Raw genomic sequence first — 14,363 nt, forward strand, 5'->3', positions numbered from 1 at the left:
ATACCCATCACGACGTGCGAATCGCCACCACGGGCGGCACCTTCGCGGCGTATGATGCCGGTCCCCATACGGCAAGTTGCCCCAGCAGCCACAGCACGATTGCCCCGATCAGCGGTACGTAGAGCGGCATGATTTGCAAAGGATAGACTTTCATCAGGCCGATATTCGCCAAGACGGCCAGCACCAGTCCAAGGGCGACACCGCCACTGACGATCAGGAAGTTCTCGGCGTGAAAGTAACGCAGGATGTCACCCGTGGTCGCGCCCAGGGAGCGGCGAATCCCGATTTGCGTGCGTCGCTGGCTGACCCAGAAGCTGCTCAGTCCGACGATGCCGCCTGCCGTGGCCAACATAAGCAGTCCGCAGACGATGCTCAGTAAGGTCGCCACACTTCGGTCCGCGGCATAGGCTTGTTCGCGCGCGCCGGCTAGCGTGACGACACCATCCTTCGCGTCGATGATGCGCATGCCCCCACGCGGCTCGAGCGACTTCAACGCCGCGGCGATAACGGGTGCCATGGGGGTGGCTTCAGTGCGCACCAGATACACCACGCCGTCGGGATCGCGAGAACGGGCCGGGAGAAGGATGCTGCTGTAGTCCAGGGCGGCCGACTCTCTAAGCGGCGACTGGAGACTTGCGACGATGCCGACAATGGCGGTCGGCCCACCCGGGAGGTACACCGTCTTGCCCAGCGCGTTTCCGTCGGGGAACAGCTTATCGGCAAGATTTCGCGTGACGATAATGGCCGGGGCTGTTGGCTTGTCGTCAGGGCTGTACGTCGTTATTTCCTCGGGACGGAAATTGCGCCCCTCTTCCAGCGATACGCCAAAGGTGTCGAGCGCATGGTCGTCGGCAAGATAGACCACGCCACGCGGTGGGCGCGTGCTCTGGTCCTGCTGGAGCTTCACGCCGGCGATGATGATGCCGTTGGCACCAGCCAGCGGATACGTCTGGCTGGCGAATGCATCGCGCACGCCCGTTACCCGACGCAACGCGTCCAGGTCAGCACGAATCGTGGCCTCGACCTGGGTCGGGTTCTGGCCGGCCCTCCACCCATTTCGGATCACGAAGATGTGCGCCTCGTCGGTACCGGTGAGGCGCGAAAGATGGACGACGCGGGTCGCGACGATGTACAGCGCGTTCGACGCCACCGCGAGCGTGAGCGCCACCTGCAGGCCGATGAGCAAGGTGGCGACCTTGTGCCGGCCCAGCGCGGCAAGAATCGGGCTTAACTGCATGAATGCCCTGGCTAGTCTCATGTCAGGAACCTCATGGGTTGATCTTGATCTGCCAGGCGGGCGCGATTCGCGCTGCTCGCCAGGTCGGATAGAGGGCGGCAACGACCGTCGCCGCGATCGAAAGCAGTACCGTGAGCCCGATGAGCGACGCATCGATATGCACCATGCGCGCGATCTTCGGCTCGAAGAGGCCTCCGATGCCCCATAGGCCGAGCAAGGTCAGGGTCACGCCGAAAAGACCGCCGACAAAGCCAATGCTGGCTCCTTCGATCAGGAACTGCCGGTAGATGGATGCGCGCGAGGCGCCAAGCGCTCGCCGAATACCGATCTCCGGCGCCCTGCGCATGAACCGGGCGAGCATGAGACCGACGACATTGATGAGGACGATCAGCAGAAAGCTGGCAGAGACCAGCATGGACAACGACGATGCCGGTGGCGCGACACGCAGGTAGTCCATCCAGTCCATCAGATCATGCAGGCCGACATTGGGCGGCCACGCGAAGCGTCCGAGGCGCTGCTGCTCCTGGGCATAGCCGCGCAGATACTCGCGGTAACCCGCCACGTCCGCAGCCGTCGGAAGCTCGACCCACGCGGCAATCCGATCGCATTCGCCGTGGAGGTAGGCGTCCCAGTCGCGCGGATCGGTCGCTCCGGCATCCGACCGGCAATCGGGAAACTTGATGTCCTTCTTCATGTCAGTCGCGCGCGTGAACGGGATGAAGACATCCCCTGCGTCGTCAAGGGCACTGCTGCCTCCCAGGGTGGCCATGTCGAAGAAGCGGGGCCTCGGCTTCCAGTCGTCGAGAACACCCGCAATCTGGAATGCTTTCCCGTCGAGCCGAAGGCCCTGCCCCACGCTGTTCCGTCCACCAAACAGCTTGTCGTTCAGGGCCCGGCTGATGACCACCATGGAGGCGTGCCGCTCGTCGTCGTTCGGTGCCCAGCCGCCACCGAACCGGAACGGCACGGCGAACATGGGGAAGAAGTCGGCCGTTACCGCGTCGCCGATCGCCGCCAGGGCGGGTATCGAAGGGTCGTTGGATTCCACGCCCCACCTGGTCGAATAGACCAACGCTTGCCGCTTCGCCTTGGCCGCCTTCAACAACGCGACCGCGTCGATGTAGCTCAGCATCTCGGGCGGCTCACCGTCGATGGCGTGCGCCGGACCGGCGTTATCGATCTGCGGCGCAAAGAGCTGCGAGGATCGGCCCGGCATCGGATCGCTCGTCGTCGCGCGAAACACCGCATACGAGACCATGCATGCCGAAACACCAAGAGCCAGCAACGCGACAACCAGCGCCGTTAGCGCTTTACTCCGCCTGCAGCTACGCAAGGCCAGCGCAACGTAATACCCCCACATATCGTCCCTTCTTCCCCTTCCGTAAGCGGTCGGCAGCAATATTAGTGCCAAACGATAGCGAGACGACCTGGCCCGTCCGTACGCCCGGCCCTGTCCAGGACGTCTGTCCCCGGACACTTGTCCGCGGACACTCCGGACACTCTGCTCACGTGACCGCTTGTGCGGGCTCCGTGTCTGTTTCGGTGGCTGCAGTTGCGCTAAGGTCCGGCAGGTCAAATCCAGGGGAACCGTCCATGCGTCGTCATCTGCTGATCTTTATTGCCATGGTGATCGCCATGCCCGCCTTCGCCGCACACGCGCCGATGTCGGACCCGCCGGTGCGCGTTGGCATCGTGATGTTCGACGGCGTCCAGATCATCGACTTCGCGGGACCCTACGAGGTCTTCGGCAACGCGGGCTTCGGCGTGGTCACGGTATCGGCGGACGGCAAGCCGGTGACCACCGCGATGGGCCTGAAGGTTACGCCGGATGCGAGCTTCGCCACGGCCCCGCCGTTCGACGTGCTGCTGATCCCCGGTGGCGACGTGGCCGACGCACAACGCGACACGCGCATCCTCGACTTCATCCGCCAACGATCCGTCCCGGCAAAGCAGGTGCTCTCGGTCTGCACCGGCGCTTTCATCCTCGGTGCCACCGGCCTGCTCGACGGCGACAAAGCGACCACCTTCACACCACGCATCGACGAACTGGCCAAGGCCTTCCCGAAGATCCAGGTGATCCGCGACGTACGCTGGGCCGACAACGGCAAGCTGGTGACCTCAGCCGGTCTTTCGTCGGGCATCGACGCCGCGCTGCACGTGGTCGCGAAAGTCCGCGGCACCGACGAAGCACGTACCGTCGCCCTGCGGCTGGAATACGACTGGAAGCCCGACGGCGGCTTCGTCCGTTCACGGCTCGCCGATCGCTACCTTACCAAGTCACTGCTGCAAGCCGGCGTCGACTGGCCGAAAGACGCGACCTTCGACGAGTATGTTTCTGCGGGTGACCTCGACCGGTGGGAGACCCGCTACCACGTGCAAACAGCCACACCCGCCGCCGAGCTGCTCGACCGCCTCGACGTCGGCGCGCGCAAGACCGGGCTGTGGAAGGCCGCCGGTCCGCATCGCTGGAGCAGCCGGCAGGAGAACCGGGATGTCACGCTGAGTTTCTCCACGAAGCCTGGCGTTGACGCGTCGCACTACGATCTGCAGATGGTCATCGTGGCGGCAGCCGCTTCGGGAACAGGGAAGCCGTGACGTAGGGCGAGCCACGGCCTCGCTAGGCGAAATCGCCGCGCCGTGGCATAAGACGTCTTTCCGAGATGGACCTCGTCATATGCGCCGCACCCTCGCTGGCATCGCGATGCTCCTGCTCCTCTGGCCCGTCGCCACCCTCGCGGGATTCAACAACTCGAAAGACCCCGTGCCTCACTACGGCATGTCACAGGAAGCGCTCGAGCGTGCCTATGTCGAGTCGTACGAGCATGAAGGCTTTTACTTGTCGGATCGCACGAGCAAGAAGTCAGCTCGGGGTAGCACCTGGACGACGACCCTCGTGTTTACCTACCGGACGCCTATGGCATGGCCCAAGAGCTGGACCACGCTGGAAGTCACGACGGAGGATCCGGCGAAATGTACCCCGTGCATGGTGCGCCGACTCGATTTTGTCTTCCCCGGCCACGACGCAAAGGGTCCCAACGGCAAGTACGGCGGCTTCCAGATGATGGCACTGGCCGATAACCGGGCCGTATCCGCCGCAGCGGAGCGCGTCAACGCGGTGATCTCGCCGGCCAGGCTGTGGGAGCCCGACTATTCGACGCCCGTACCGAAGGACTGGCCATTCATCACGTGGTTTGCGACCTTCCTGATCGTCGCGTTTCTCACGCAACGCGAGCCGCCCCATTCCAGACTCAGCTACCTGCGGCTACTCGTCGCCGGACCTCTCTTCGTCGTCTCATCCTATCTGCTCATCCGGTGGAAGTTTGTCGTGAATGAGGGAGCTGCCTCGGGCGTGGGGATCGTCTGGCTCATCGCTATGGTCATCGGCTGGCTCGCCCTGATTCTGGGTGTGGTCCTCGTCGCCGGTTTCCTGCGCAAGAAGCCCCTTTATCCCGTGACGGCCATCCTTTCCGCTATCCCGGCCATCTGCATGCTTATGTCCAAATGATGTCGGCAGGTGTCATTCGCCGGGGCGGGATGCGGTGAGTGGCGCATCGACCGTAGGCAGCACGGCGGTATTCTGCGAAGCAATGATGTGCCACGTCCCTTCACGGCGCTGGTAAACGTGCTTCATGCGGGTCAACAACACGCCCGGCGACGTAGCGACCGCTCCGCGCGGCAAGGCCTGGAAGTGGGTTACCCGTATATCGGTATCGACGACGGCGACATCCGGGCCGAGGAACTGGATGTGTCGCACCGTACTCTCGAAGTGGCTGCCCTTGAAGGGCCCTGCCAGCACCGCGGTATGGCGCTCACGGATGGCTTCCGCATTGGGCATGACACCGCCCAGGATGTTGACCAGCTCACCCTCGGGCCAATACTCATTGGCCCACATCGCGCCGTCGCCCGTATTCCATGCCTGCGCGAGACGATCGAGCGACTCCCGAAGCGGCTTCTCGGCTAGCGCATCCGCTTTGCTGGGTGCGGCGTGGGCGAAAGCCATGGCGCTGGCTGCGACGATGGAAAAGAAGAACCTGCTAGTCATGAGCGATCTCCCGGTAACCCGTTGATGACCTGGCGCGCACCGAAGGTCTACGCCCCCGGGGATGACGCGTCAACATGCCTGCCGTCGTTACGACTCCTCGGCTTTACGCCGTTTTTCGCGCGCCCTGCGCTTCTCGGCATCGCGGTCGGCGAGGCTCTGCTTGAGTAGCGCGCGTGCCATCCAGTGACTGACCTGCACCGCCTGCGTGGCGGACAAACCGCGAATGTCGCGAAGCACCAGGATCGCCTCGATGCCTGTCGTCAGCGCTAACGCCGACACCAGGCGCGAATAGGCCGCGGGCCCCAGGCGCGTGCGCAAGGGATGGACGGCGGCATCGATCCACTCCACCCGACGCGTACCTCGCGGTGGTTGCTTGTCGTCCGGTGAGTGCAGCACCGTCTCATGAATCATCGTCCGCAGCAGCGCTTCGTTGGCCAGGGCCAGTTGCTGCATCTGTTCGACCAGGGCATCCACGCGACCCTCGATCGCGCCGGTGGTCGTGCCCGTCGGGGCGGCATCGAGAGCAGCCTCCATGGCCGGCCGCAAGCCTTCCAGCGCTGCCTCCGTCATGAGTTTCACTTGCGTGGGGAAATAGCGATACGCAGTACGCCGCGAAATGTCGGCGGCATCAGCCACTTCCGTCACGGTAGGACGCTGCCCCTTGGCAATCATGGCGGCCGCAGTCTCCAGCAGCGCCCGGCGAGTGCGCAGTTTCTGGCTGCTGCGGCCCTTATCCAGTCCAGCCGCCGAAAAATCGTTCGAATGGGAGATTGACATGGCGAAATTCTAGCACTAGTGTTCGTGGCACTAGAGTGCCATAAAGACACTAAGTTGGCATAAACCCGCAGGAAGCAGGGGCAAGTAACGCCGCGGATCAATCGGCACAGGGTGGGTTCTCGCTTCGCAAGCGTGGCAACCGGGAACGGGCACGAGACAGCCGTCTCACGCCTGTCGAAATCACTCAGTGGAGAACAACCATGATCGCGAAATATCGGATGGTGCCGGCAGCGTTGACCCTGCTCGGCGTATGCGCCCTTGCCTGCGCCTCAGCGGTGGCCGCGCACGACTCAGATGACCGGGGCGACTCGAATGATTTGTCCGGGACATGGCAGTTCCAGATAACCCTGCACAATTGCCAGACGAACGCCCCCATCGGCGCCCCGTTCCAATCCTTGCTGACCTTCGCGGACGGCGGAACGATGACCGAGACCACGGCCAACTCCATGTTCTACCCCGCGGAGCGCGGCCCGGGGCATGGCGTGTGGAGCCGTGGGCGGCACAAGGGCCAGTACAGCGCTGCGTCGATCGCCTTCATCACGATGAATGGCAGCCTCGTCAAAACGCAGAAGATCACCCAGACCATCGAGATGGGACCGGGCGGGGACAAGCTGACCACGCCTCAGGCCACGGTCGAGTTCTTCGACCCGGCGGGCAATCTCTTGCAGACGGGCTGTGCCGTGGCGACCGCCGAGCGTTTCGAATCGTAGTTGACGCCGGAAAGGCGGACGGCGGCGTCGCCAGGACGGTCAGCCGTTCGCCCCCCGCGTCAGTGATTAATTGGCGTCATCGATACAACCCGTCCGTCGGCGAATAGACGCTCGGACGTTCATGACAGCTGTCGCTGTCCGTCAATCCCACGCCACGACTACCGCTTCGTGCTGACCCGTCTCATGGTCCCACTCCCGGATCTCGTCGGAGTCAGCCGGGATGATCAGAGCGTTTCCGCATCCGTCGTCAGCGATGGCGACCGCGCCTTCGGGAAACCCGTGCCATGCCTGCCACCGCGCAATCGATCGTACAAATCCCCCGGCTAAGCCGGGGGATCGTCGGACCGAGGGAACTTCTCGCTACCTCACCCGTGCGTCGTCTGCAACGCCTTCCCATCGGAGAGTTCGCCATCCGCCCGCTCGGCCAGGAACGCACTCGCCAGCTGAATCAACGAAGACAATCCATTCCCACCAGCCTCGCCACCACCCAACGAGATCTTCGGCACGATGGCGATGTGTCCATCGCGAATCGCCTCGGCAAACTGCGCACCCAGCGTATTGATCAGCTGCAATCGCGCACCCTCGCCAGTCAATGCCGTCGACTTCGCTTCGATCGCCTGTGCCTCAGCCTTACCCACCGCCGCAATCGCCGAGGCACGGCCATCACCTTCCGCGGTCAGGCGGCGGCGCTCAGCGTCCGCGTCGATGCCAATCACGTTCGCACGCTTGGTGGCTTCCACCACGTTGGCATCACCGACGTTCTTCTTGATCTCGATATGGATCGCCGAATTGGTCAGCTCCGCCTGGATATCGGTCTTGGCACGTGCCTCGCGCAGCGAGCGCTCCTTCACCGCCGACTCCTCCTGCAGTTCGAACGTAGCCACCTGTTCGATCGCCACCTGGCGATCGCGCAGCTGATTAAGAAGCGTATCGATACGCGCACCCGACGCGTTGCCGGTACTGCCGTGCGGCGTACCGATCAGCACTTCCTGGAGTTCCAGGTTGTAGGCGGCAAAGCGCTCCATCATCTCGACACTGGCTACCTGCTGAATATCCGCGCGGTTCTGAATGAGCTGGATCAGAGTTCTCGTCTGACCGATGTTCTTGAAGTACGCACTGACCATCGGGTCAAGCGTCTGGTCGACCAGGCGCTTGATATCGCCGAAGCGCTGCACCACCAGCGGGGCCTTGCGATAGTCGATATGCACCACGACCGACAGCGGCAACAGCGGCTCGAACGCATCCTTGGTGATCAACGACACCTCGGAGAGGTTCTCGTCGAACTTGTGCACATTGGTCACTTCCGGCGTCCACTTCAGGATGAAGTTGGTCGTCGGCACCAGCTGGATCTTGCCTGCGTAAAGGTTGAACGCGTACTTGCCCGGCAGCAGCGGCTCCTTCCACACACCACGGCAAGCACTGTCGACCAGTTCGCCATGCGAGTAACCCTCGCCCGAGCGGTCGGCACCGGCCTTGCCGATGTACGAAACCACGACGCCAACGAAGCCGACCGGCACCACCGTCTTGGGGATGAAATCCACCGTCGCGAACAAGCGGTTGATGTAATACGTACCCTCCACGAGGACCTGATGCTGGCGTCCGCGATTACCGCCGGCCTGCAGGAAGGCGTCGATGTTCTGGAAGTTGTTGTGGAAGGTGGCCTTGTCGGACGTATCCTGGCCCACGCGCGGCGCGACGATTTCATCCGGCGGCAGTACCGGACCATCGTGCACCGTCACCACGCCGAGCATGTCGTTGGCGGTGTCATCGGCATCCGCGGAGGCCTTCTCGCGACGTCCACCGATGATGACCGGCGAGAAGCCGCCGCGTTCCTTCAGGACGCTGCCCATGTGGTCGATCGTGCCGCGTTCCTCTTCGGACATCAGCAGGCCATGCACGCGCGACGCCGTAATGATGGCGAACTGCGCCACGTTGAAGGCGTACGTACCTTCGCGAAGAATCGTGCGCTGCGGACCCTTCTGGCCGCCGGCACGCAAAAAGGCTGCGACATCCTCGATACCTTCCGGAATGGTGCGGCCCAGGGCCTGGCCTTCCTCCAGATCGTGACCGTCACGCGCGAACACATAGCCGATCTCGCCCTGCGGAATGGTCACCAGGTCGACCTTGTGCACGCGATACTGGAACGGGGCGAAGTAATGCAGACCACCACGCAACACGGTCGGCTGGTAACCCACCTCACCCTTGAGTGCGATCAGTCCACGGCTGACCGACGGCGCACCCCATAGGCGCTCGACCACGCCGACGCGGTCATTGGGGATGTAGACAATCACATTGGAAACAGCGACGAGCACGATCAGTACGACAACGGCAACTGCGATAGCAATAAGCCAGGTCATGGCTGGATGTCCTTATGGGTAAAAGGGCCCGGCGCAATGCCGGGGCAACAACGCGGTACATCAACAAAAAAGCGAAGTAGCCTGACTGGCAGAAAATGCGGCGCGCACGCGACTGCCGCCACAAACGAGCAGAAAGGCTTTACGTAAGAGGGTTTGAGGCGTTTTCCGCTACCCGATCAGGTGAGAAAGCTCGCCCTGCGCATCGATCACGTTCCGGCCCATGACATCGAGTTCCTCGACGATATTTGCCAGCGGCGAATGCGCGGACAGCTGACCAAACAAAATGTAATGCGAGCCAACCAGGCCCACATTCGACAGCGGCATGTTCGGGCCCAGGCGCAGGCAGGCCTCGTTGAAACGCAAGGGATCCTGTACCGCGCGCTGATCGCACAGTGGCGTCGTCATGCGTATTTCATACTCGGTCACCACAAGGTGCACCGGCTGGTCGCCATAGTTTGCCAGCGCAAGCTCGATCGACGCCGGCGTGGCCTGAAGCCACACGCGTGACACATGCTGCTGGTTCCGGGCGTGTTCTTCTAACGCATCGAACAAACGCTGCGTCGTCCATTTCTGGCTCATGGCCTGCAAATCCATCCCACCAATCAACTGATCGGTTCGCTCGTTGCGGTGATGTCGCAGGAACTCTCTCACCAGCCCCTGCTCGCCCTCGGTCATGTAGATCCTGGGGATCGTCATGCCCATTCGCGTCATCCGGTCACGAAACGCCTTCTGGCGCTCCGCTCCAGTACTGACCTGCTTTGTGGGTGGCATGGGGAAACCGGTTCCGTCTCGGGAAAGTTGTTACGCGTAACGTTAGGCGTAACTTACGCCGGTGCCAGGGTGCTACACAATCACACCGTGCCTCGCGTAACTGGGCCCCCGATGCCCGCTGCCCTCCACATTGGCGCCATGCCCGCGACCGGTCCCGCGCACAGGATGACGCGGCATCCACTTCGGCGATCCGCCATGCCATTCACCCTAAGCCACGTCGCCGCCGTGTTGCCGTTTCGGCGTCGCTGCAGCGTGGATGTGTTCGCAGCGCTCGCCATCGGCAGCATGACGCCGGACCTCCACTACTTCCTGCCTTTGCTTCGCGAGCACTGGCCGCTTCCCAGCCACGAGCTGATCAGCCTGCCGCTGTTTTGCCTGCCCGCCGGGTGGCTGCATCCAGCGCGAACCTGCTGCAATACGGCAGCAGTGTTGTGGGTTTGCTCTTGTTGACGGTAGCGGCGTGGCCAGCCCGCCAGCGCCTTGTGTGCGCCCTGCGTCATGGTGTGCCAATGAGCCGCCTCATGACCTGGTTGCTCACCGCAGCCGCCTTGACCGCAACGCTGACGTTTGCCATCACCTGGCAAGCCGATGGGAGCGCAGATCAGCTTCGCCATGCCCTGCGCCTGACGGCGTGGAATGGTCTCTCCGCACCCATGCTGCTCGCCATCTTCTATCCATTGATCTGGCGCCGTCAGTCGGGGGCTGCGATTCGCACCCCCGGCTAACGGCAAGATCAGAAGATGCCAGGATCTTCCGTTCGGGACGTATCGGGCGAACCGTCCGGATGCGTGAACCACAACAACCGGTTACGGCTTTGCGGGCAACCGCCGCCATCCGTCGCGGCGGTAAGAACCCCCATCGCGGTGGTGACATCACGACCGTAGCAGCTCCCCAGATTGTCACTGGCGCGGAATTGCTGGGTACTGCGCCGTCCCGAGTGGCCCGTCACTGCGCCATTGGTGAAGGCGAGTGTATCGGCCGTATCGATGCTGTTGTCGACATCGCTGCGGTAGATGACCAGGTTGCCCAGCTTCTTGCTGAACTGGCGCGAGAAGCCCTGTGTTACCGCGCTTGGTGCAGTGACGATGTTGCCTGCGGTGTCGAAGGTGTAGCCGAAGCTCGCGAGCAGTGGATAGTCAAAGTGAGCTTCTGTCGTCACGGTAAAACCGAGCGGTCCCTGCCGTGCCTTCGTGGTGCTGTCGACTGTCGCTAGCTGGTCGATGCCTTGCTGGTAGTGCGCCGGATCGATCGCGAATGACTGCGTGTTGCGGAAGGTCACTGTCTGGTTCACGTCCGTGGCTATCCTTCCGCGCGAGGTGTCCACGTAACCGGCCACGCGAAAACTGCGAGAGGCACGCGTCGCGATCGAGCCGCTTACGACGCCGGCCGCCTCGGTCAGCTGATTGTCGATCGAGGCGACAGGTGCCTGGCCCTGCAAGGTGTTGGTCGTCACCGCTCCGGTCAGTACCTTCCGACCACGGTCGAGGTAAACGAACAGGTTGCCTGTGACGGAGAAGTTGCCATTGGCACCCGTGACGCCGATCGCCAACGCATGGGGTTTTCCGTCGTTGAGCAGCGCGGCGAAAGGCGTCAGATCGACGCGGTAAGGAAGGAAGTTGAGCGTCTGGACGCCCGGCGTGGGACGCCACATATAGGGATCGATGCCACCGGTGAATATCCACGGGTAGACCGGAGCGACACCTGCCTGCTGTCCGTCGATGGAAACCTGCACTTCGCGGTAGGAACCACCGCCGCAACTCTGCGCCTCATCGGCCTGCGCGTCAGGGACGCAGGAGTACCAGAACTCGTCGCCGCCCTGCCCCTGGGCGAACACGTCCAGATAGGCGCGTTCCACGTTGGTAGGCAAGGTGAGCGTGCGTGACAGCACATCGTTGCCGGTATTGAGTGCGACGGTGCCGCCCGCGGTTCCGTCCGATAGCGGGAACACCGCATCGGGCGCATCCACCTTCGGTGCCAACACGTTGGCCGGGTAAAAGACGAGACGGGCGGAGCCGCTGATGATGCCGGTGTAGGTTCCGTCGACGATGTTGCCCAGGATCGCCTGACCGGTTTGTGGCTGGCCCAGCACGCTGGCGAAGTCACTCACATCCCGCTCGACGTGCCAGCTCGGGGACACCGTGGCCGAGGGTTCCTGTGTCGTGCCGAAATAGATATTCGCACCCGCCAGCCACAACGACGCGGTACGGTCGAACTGGCGACCAGCCGTTACCGAGAAATCGGCTTCAAGCACGACTTTCGACCACGACTTCCCGCAGCCCACGGGCGGCGCATAGGTATAGGGATGGTTGGAAAAATCCCGGAAAGTAAAACCGTTGAACAGCTCGACCGTGCAGGCCTTTCCCGGCGGCCTGGGCACGGAGGGGTCGGCTACGGCGACATTCGCTGACCCCACATCGAACCCCGGCGCCGTCGCTGCCTGGACAACCGGCACCGAGCACGTCATGACACAACCGAACAATCCCGCCTGCAGGCCCTTGCGGACCGCCTCGTTGGTGATCGCCATCTACCGCTCTCCCCGAAGAATCCCCCTGCCAGCGAAACCTAGCATAGCCACCCAGCCGTGTCCGGGAACGAGTTCCTGCGGTCAGCCGTGGGCATGTTCCCGAACATATTGCATGGGCGACAGCTGCACATGCCGCGTAAACGCGACACTGAACGTGCTCGCCGAACCGTAGCCAACACGTTCCGCAATCTCGGCTATCCGCCCTTGTCCCTGACGCAGAAGTTCCTTTGCCAATGCCATGCGCCAGGCCAGGAGATAGTCCATGGGCGTCACGCCGACTTCGCGACTGAAGCGCACGAAGAACGTGGTGCGCGAGAGGGCCGCTTCCTTTGCCAGCTCCGACACCGTCCACGGATGTGACGGTCGCTCGTGCATGAGACGGATGGCGGTAGCGAGGCGTGCATCGGCAAGCCCCCGAACCAGTCCCGGCGATGCGCCCGTCCCGGTGGTCAAGCGGAAGGCCTCGATAAGCAGCAATTCGACGAGCCGGGCGAGTACTGCCTCGCGCGCGGGACGCTGCTCGCGCGACTCGTCACGCACGAGCTGGACGAGGGTCGCCAAACGATGCTCACCGCGCACATGGATCACGCGGGGCAGCAAGGCGACCAGCAACGCGGCGTCGGGCGAGGCGAAGCTGCAGTGCCCGACGAGCATTCGTACGTTCGCTGGTTCGTCTTGCGCGCCTATTCTGAATTCCCCGCTTGCCATGCACACGGGCGGATCCGACTCGACGCCTTCGGGCGGTGGGTCAAGGCTGGTCATTCCCACGGCATGGCTCAGCGGAACAAGAATGAAATCGCCCGATGACAGTTCGATGGGATCGTCGTCGTCGATGGTGACGCGGCATCCGCCCTGCAGCACCACGCAATAAAACGGGTCGTCCGGCTTCGACCGGCTGACACGCCAGGATCCCCCACCGAGCACCTGCTTGGAGAACCGGGTGATCGGCTGGAGCAATGTGACCACTTCGGTGAGCGGGTCGACCAAATCCGTACTCCTGCTAATGGAATTCGTACCTTCGACGGTAGTTAGTTCCGAGACGGAAGCCTATCGTGCCCTCATTGCACTTGGCAATGAAGGAGTTCCTGGATGAAGACGGTTTTGATTACGGGCTGTTCCTCGGGCTTTGGCCTCGAGATGGCGCGCTACTTTCTCGAACGTGACTGGGACGTGGTGGCCACCATGCGTACGCCGCGCAACGACCTGCTCCCGCCCTCGGCGCGCCTGCGTATCCTGTCTTTGGACGTGACTGACGAGGCGAGCATTCGCCACGCGGTGGAGGCGGCCGGGCCGATCGACGCGCTTGTCAACAATGCAGGCATCGGCACAGCGGCGCCCGCCGAACTGCTCTCCATGGACGTCGTACGTGACGTCTTCGAGACCAATACCTTCGGGACGATGGCGGTCACCCAAGCGGTACTGCCCCAGTTCCGCCTGCGCAAAGCAGGCGTCATCGTCAACGTCACCTCGAGCATCACCCTCAAGCCCTTGCCGCTGGTTTCCGCTTACCGTGCGAGCAAGGCGGCCGTGAACGCCTTCACCGAGACGCTTGCGGCAGAAGTGGCGGAGTTCGGCATTCGTGCGCACCTTGTCCTGCCCGGACGTGCTCCCGATACCCGCTTCGGGGAAAACGGACAGGGCAATGGACGCATGCATGGGTTCGACCACGAGGCCTATGCCGCCATTGCGCAGCAGCTCATGGCTGGGCTTACGGACACGTCGGCGCCGATCACGAAGGTCGAAGATGTCAACGAGGCTGTCTGGCACGCCGTGACCGATCCATCGGCACCCCTGCGAATTTTTGCAGGCGCCGATGCAAAGGCCTGGGCGGCCGAAGAAAACGACGTTCCAGTCTCTGCATAACCGCGAAGAGCCAGGTGGATGCAAACAGCCAGGTAGATGCGAATAGCCAATGTAGGAGCCGATTCATCGGCGATGGGTGCTA

Annotated in this window: 14 protein-coding genes; 6 read left to right on the top strand and 8 right to left on the bottom strand. The window is 62.9% G+C overall.

Annotation, left to right across the window (positions count from 1 at the left end):
- Positions 1–7: 7 nt before the first annotated feature.
- A complete protein-coding gene (locus tag HB634_RS03300) occupies positions 8–1,237 on the bottom strand; it encodes an FtsX-like permease family protein (protein WP_255548325.1) in 1,230 nt (409 codons plus the stop codon).
- A gap of 31 nt (positions 1,238–1,268) precedes the next feature.
- Positions 1,269–2,597, bottom strand: coding sequence for an FtsX-like permease family protein (locus HB634_RS03305; RefSeq protein ID WP_063570762.1), 1,329 nt, complete (start codon positions 2,595–2,597; stop codon positions 1,269–1,271).
- Positions 2,598–2,830: 233 nt separating this feature from the next.
- On the opposite strand from HB634_RS03305, the gene HB634_RS03310 reads away from it, so the two are divergent.
- Both HB634_RS03310 and HB634_RS03315 read left to right on the top strand, forming a co-directional pair.
- Positions 2,831–3,832 carry a DJ-1/PfpI family protein gene (locus tag HB634_RS03310; RefSeq protein WP_213947529.1) on the top strand — a complete coding sequence of 334 codons (1,002 nt, stop codon included), beginning with the start codon at positions 2,831–2,833 and terminating at the stop codon, positions 3,830–3,832.
- 79 nt (positions 3,833–3,911) lie between these two features.
- Positions 3,912–4,742 (top strand): hypothetical protein, encoded by an 831-nt coding sequence (locus HB634_RS03315; protein WP_213947530.1) that lies wholly within the window; start codon positions 3,912–3,914, stop codon positions 4,740–4,742.
- Positions 4,743–4,754: 12 nt separating this feature from the next.
- Here HB634_RS03315 and HB634_RS03320 read toward each other — a convergent pair whose 3' ends face one another.
- Together HB634_RS03320 and HB634_RS03325 are read right to left on the bottom strand one after the other, a co-directional pair.
- Entirely contained in the window at positions 4,755–5,279 is a 525-nt protein-coding gene (locus HB634_RS03320; protein ID WP_213947531.1) for an SgcJ/EcaC family oxidoreductase, read from the bottom strand.
- 87 nt (positions 5,280–5,366) lie between these two features.
- The gene (locus HB634_RS03325) at positions 5,367–6,056 is read right to left on the bottom strand and encodes a TetR/AcrR family transcriptional regulator (protein WP_213947532.1); all 690 of its coding nucleotides are present in this window, start codon (positions 6,054–6,056) and stop codon (positions 5,367–5,369) included.
- Positions 6,057–6,256: 200 nt separating this feature from the next.
- Between HB634_RS03325 and HB634_RS03330 the strand changes: the two genes are divergently transcribed.
- On the top strand, positions 6,257–6,766 hold the full coding sequence (locus HB634_RS03330; RefSeq protein ID WP_213947533.1) for a hypothetical protein: 510 nt from the start codon (positions 6,257–6,259) through the stop codon (positions 6,764–6,766).
- 365 nt (positions 6,767–7,131) lie between these two features.
- Here the strand turns inward: HB634_RS03330 and HB634_RS03335 are convergent, their stop codons facing one another.
- Both HB634_RS03335 and HB634_RS03340 read right to left on the bottom strand, forming a co-directional pair.
- On the bottom strand, positions 7,132–9,123 hold the full coding sequence (locus tag HB634_RS03335; RefSeq protein WP_213947534.1) for an SPFH domain-containing protein: 1,992 nt from the start codon (positions 9,121–9,123) through the stop codon (positions 7,132–7,134).
- A 168-nt stretch (positions 9,124–9,291) separates the two neighbouring features.
- Positions 9,292–9,894 (bottom strand): DUF2170 family protein, encoded by a 603-nt coding sequence (locus HB634_RS03340; protein ID WP_213947535.1) that lies wholly within the window; start codon positions 9,892–9,894, stop codon positions 9,292–9,294.
- Positions 9,895–10,089: 195 nt separating this feature from the next.
- On the opposite strand from HB634_RS03340, the gene HB634_RS03345 reads away from it, so the two are divergent.
- Both HB634_RS03345 and HB634_RS03350 read left to right on the top strand, forming a co-directional pair.
- Positions 10,090–10,344, top strand: coding sequence for a DUF4184 family protein (locus HB634_RS03345; RefSeq protein ID WP_213947536.1), 255 nt, complete (start codon positions 10,090–10,092; stop codon positions 10,342–10,344).
- Between the two features lie 71 nt (positions 10,345–10,415).
- Positions 10,416–10,619 carry a hypothetical protein gene (locus HB634_RS03350; RefSeq protein ID WP_213947537.1) on the top strand — a complete coding sequence of 68 codons (204 nt, stop codon included), beginning with the start codon at positions 10,416–10,418 and terminating at the stop codon, positions 10,617–10,619.
- 8 nt (positions 10,620–10,627) lie between these two features.
- Here the strand turns inward: HB634_RS03350 and HB634_RS03355 are convergent, their stop codons facing one another.
- Positions 10,628–12,418, bottom strand: a complete 1,791-nt coding sequence (locus HB634_RS03355; protein WP_213947538.1) for a peptide-N4-asparagine amidase — start codon at positions 12,416–12,418, stop codon at positions 10,628–10,630.
- Positions 12,419–12,499: 81 nt separating this feature from the next.
- Positions 12,500–13,405, bottom strand: a complete 906-nt coding sequence (locus HB634_RS03360) for an AraC family transcriptional regulator (protein ID WP_213947539.1) — start codon at positions 13,403–13,405, stop codon at positions 12,500–12,502.
- A gap of 102 nt (positions 13,406–13,507) precedes the next feature.
- Between HB634_RS03360 and HB634_RS03365 the strand changes: the two genes are divergently transcribed.
- Positions 13,508–14,281 carry an SDR family oxidoreductase gene (locus HB634_RS03365; RefSeq protein ID WP_213947540.1) on the top strand — a complete coding sequence of 258 codons (774 nt, stop codon included), beginning with the start codon at positions 13,508–13,510 and terminating at the stop codon, positions 14,279–14,281.
- Positions 14,282–14,363: the final 82 nt, after the last annotated feature.

Source organism: Luteibacter sp. dw_328 (genome assembly GCF_018449605.1).
In the GTDB taxonomy this organism is placed as follows: Bacteria; Pseudomonadota; Gammaproteobacteria; order Xanthomonadales; family Rhodanobacteraceae; genus Luteibacter.

Bases quoted from the DNA above. Each gene is read 5' to 3' on its own strand.
- HB634_RS03315 (WP_213947530.1), top strand. From the start codon at position 3,912: ATGCGCCGCACCCTCGCTGGCATCGCGATGCTCCTGCTCCTCTGGCCC.
- HB634_RS03320 (WP_213947531.1), bottom strand. From the start codon at position 5,279: ATGACTAGCAGGTTCTTCTTTTCCATCGTCGCAGCCAGCGCCATGGCT.
- HB634_RS03310 (WP_213947529.1), top strand. From the start codon at position 2,831: ATGCGTCGTCATCTGCTGATCTTTATTGCCATGGTGATCGCCATGCCC.
- HB634_RS03300 (WP_255548325.1), bottom strand. From the start codon at position 1,237: ATGCAGTTAAGCCCGATTCTTGCCGCGCTGGGCCGGCACAAGGTCGCC.
- HB634_RS03325 (WP_213947532.1), bottom strand. From the start codon at position 6,056: ATGTCAATCTCCCATTCGAACGATTTTTCGGCGGCTGGACTGGATAAG.
- HB634_RS03355 (WP_213947538.1), bottom strand. From the start codon at position 12,418: ATGGCGATCACCAACGAGGCGGTCCGCAAGGGCCTGCAGGCGGGATTG.
- HB634_RS03350 (WP_213947537.1), top strand. From the start codon at position 10,416: ATGACCTGGTTGCTCACCGCAGCCGCCTTGACCGCAACGCTGACGTTT.
- HB634_RS03340 (WP_213947535.1), bottom strand. From the start codon at position 9,894: ATGCCACCCACAAAGCAGGTCAGTACTGGAGCGGAGCGCCAGAAGGCG.
- HB634_RS03365 (WP_213947540.1), top strand. From the start codon at position 13,508: ATGAAGACGGTTTTGATTACGGGCTGTTCCTCGGGCTTTGGCCTCGAG.
- HB634_RS03330 (WP_213947533.1), top strand. From the start codon at position 6,257: ATGATCGCGAAATATCGGATGGTGCCGGCAGCGTTGACCCTGCTCGGC.
- HB634_RS03305 (WP_063570762.1), bottom strand. From the start codon at position 2,597: ATGTGGGGGTATTACGTTGCGCTGGCCTTGCGTAGCTGCAGGCGGAGT.
- HB634_RS03335 (WP_213947534.1), bottom strand. From the start codon at position 9,123: ATGACCTGGCTTATTGCTATCGCAGTTGCCGTTGTCGTACTGATCGTG.
- HB634_RS03345 (WP_213947536.1), top strand. From the start codon at position 10,090: ATGCCATTCACCCTAAGCCACGTCGCCGCCGTGTTGCCGTTTCGGCGT.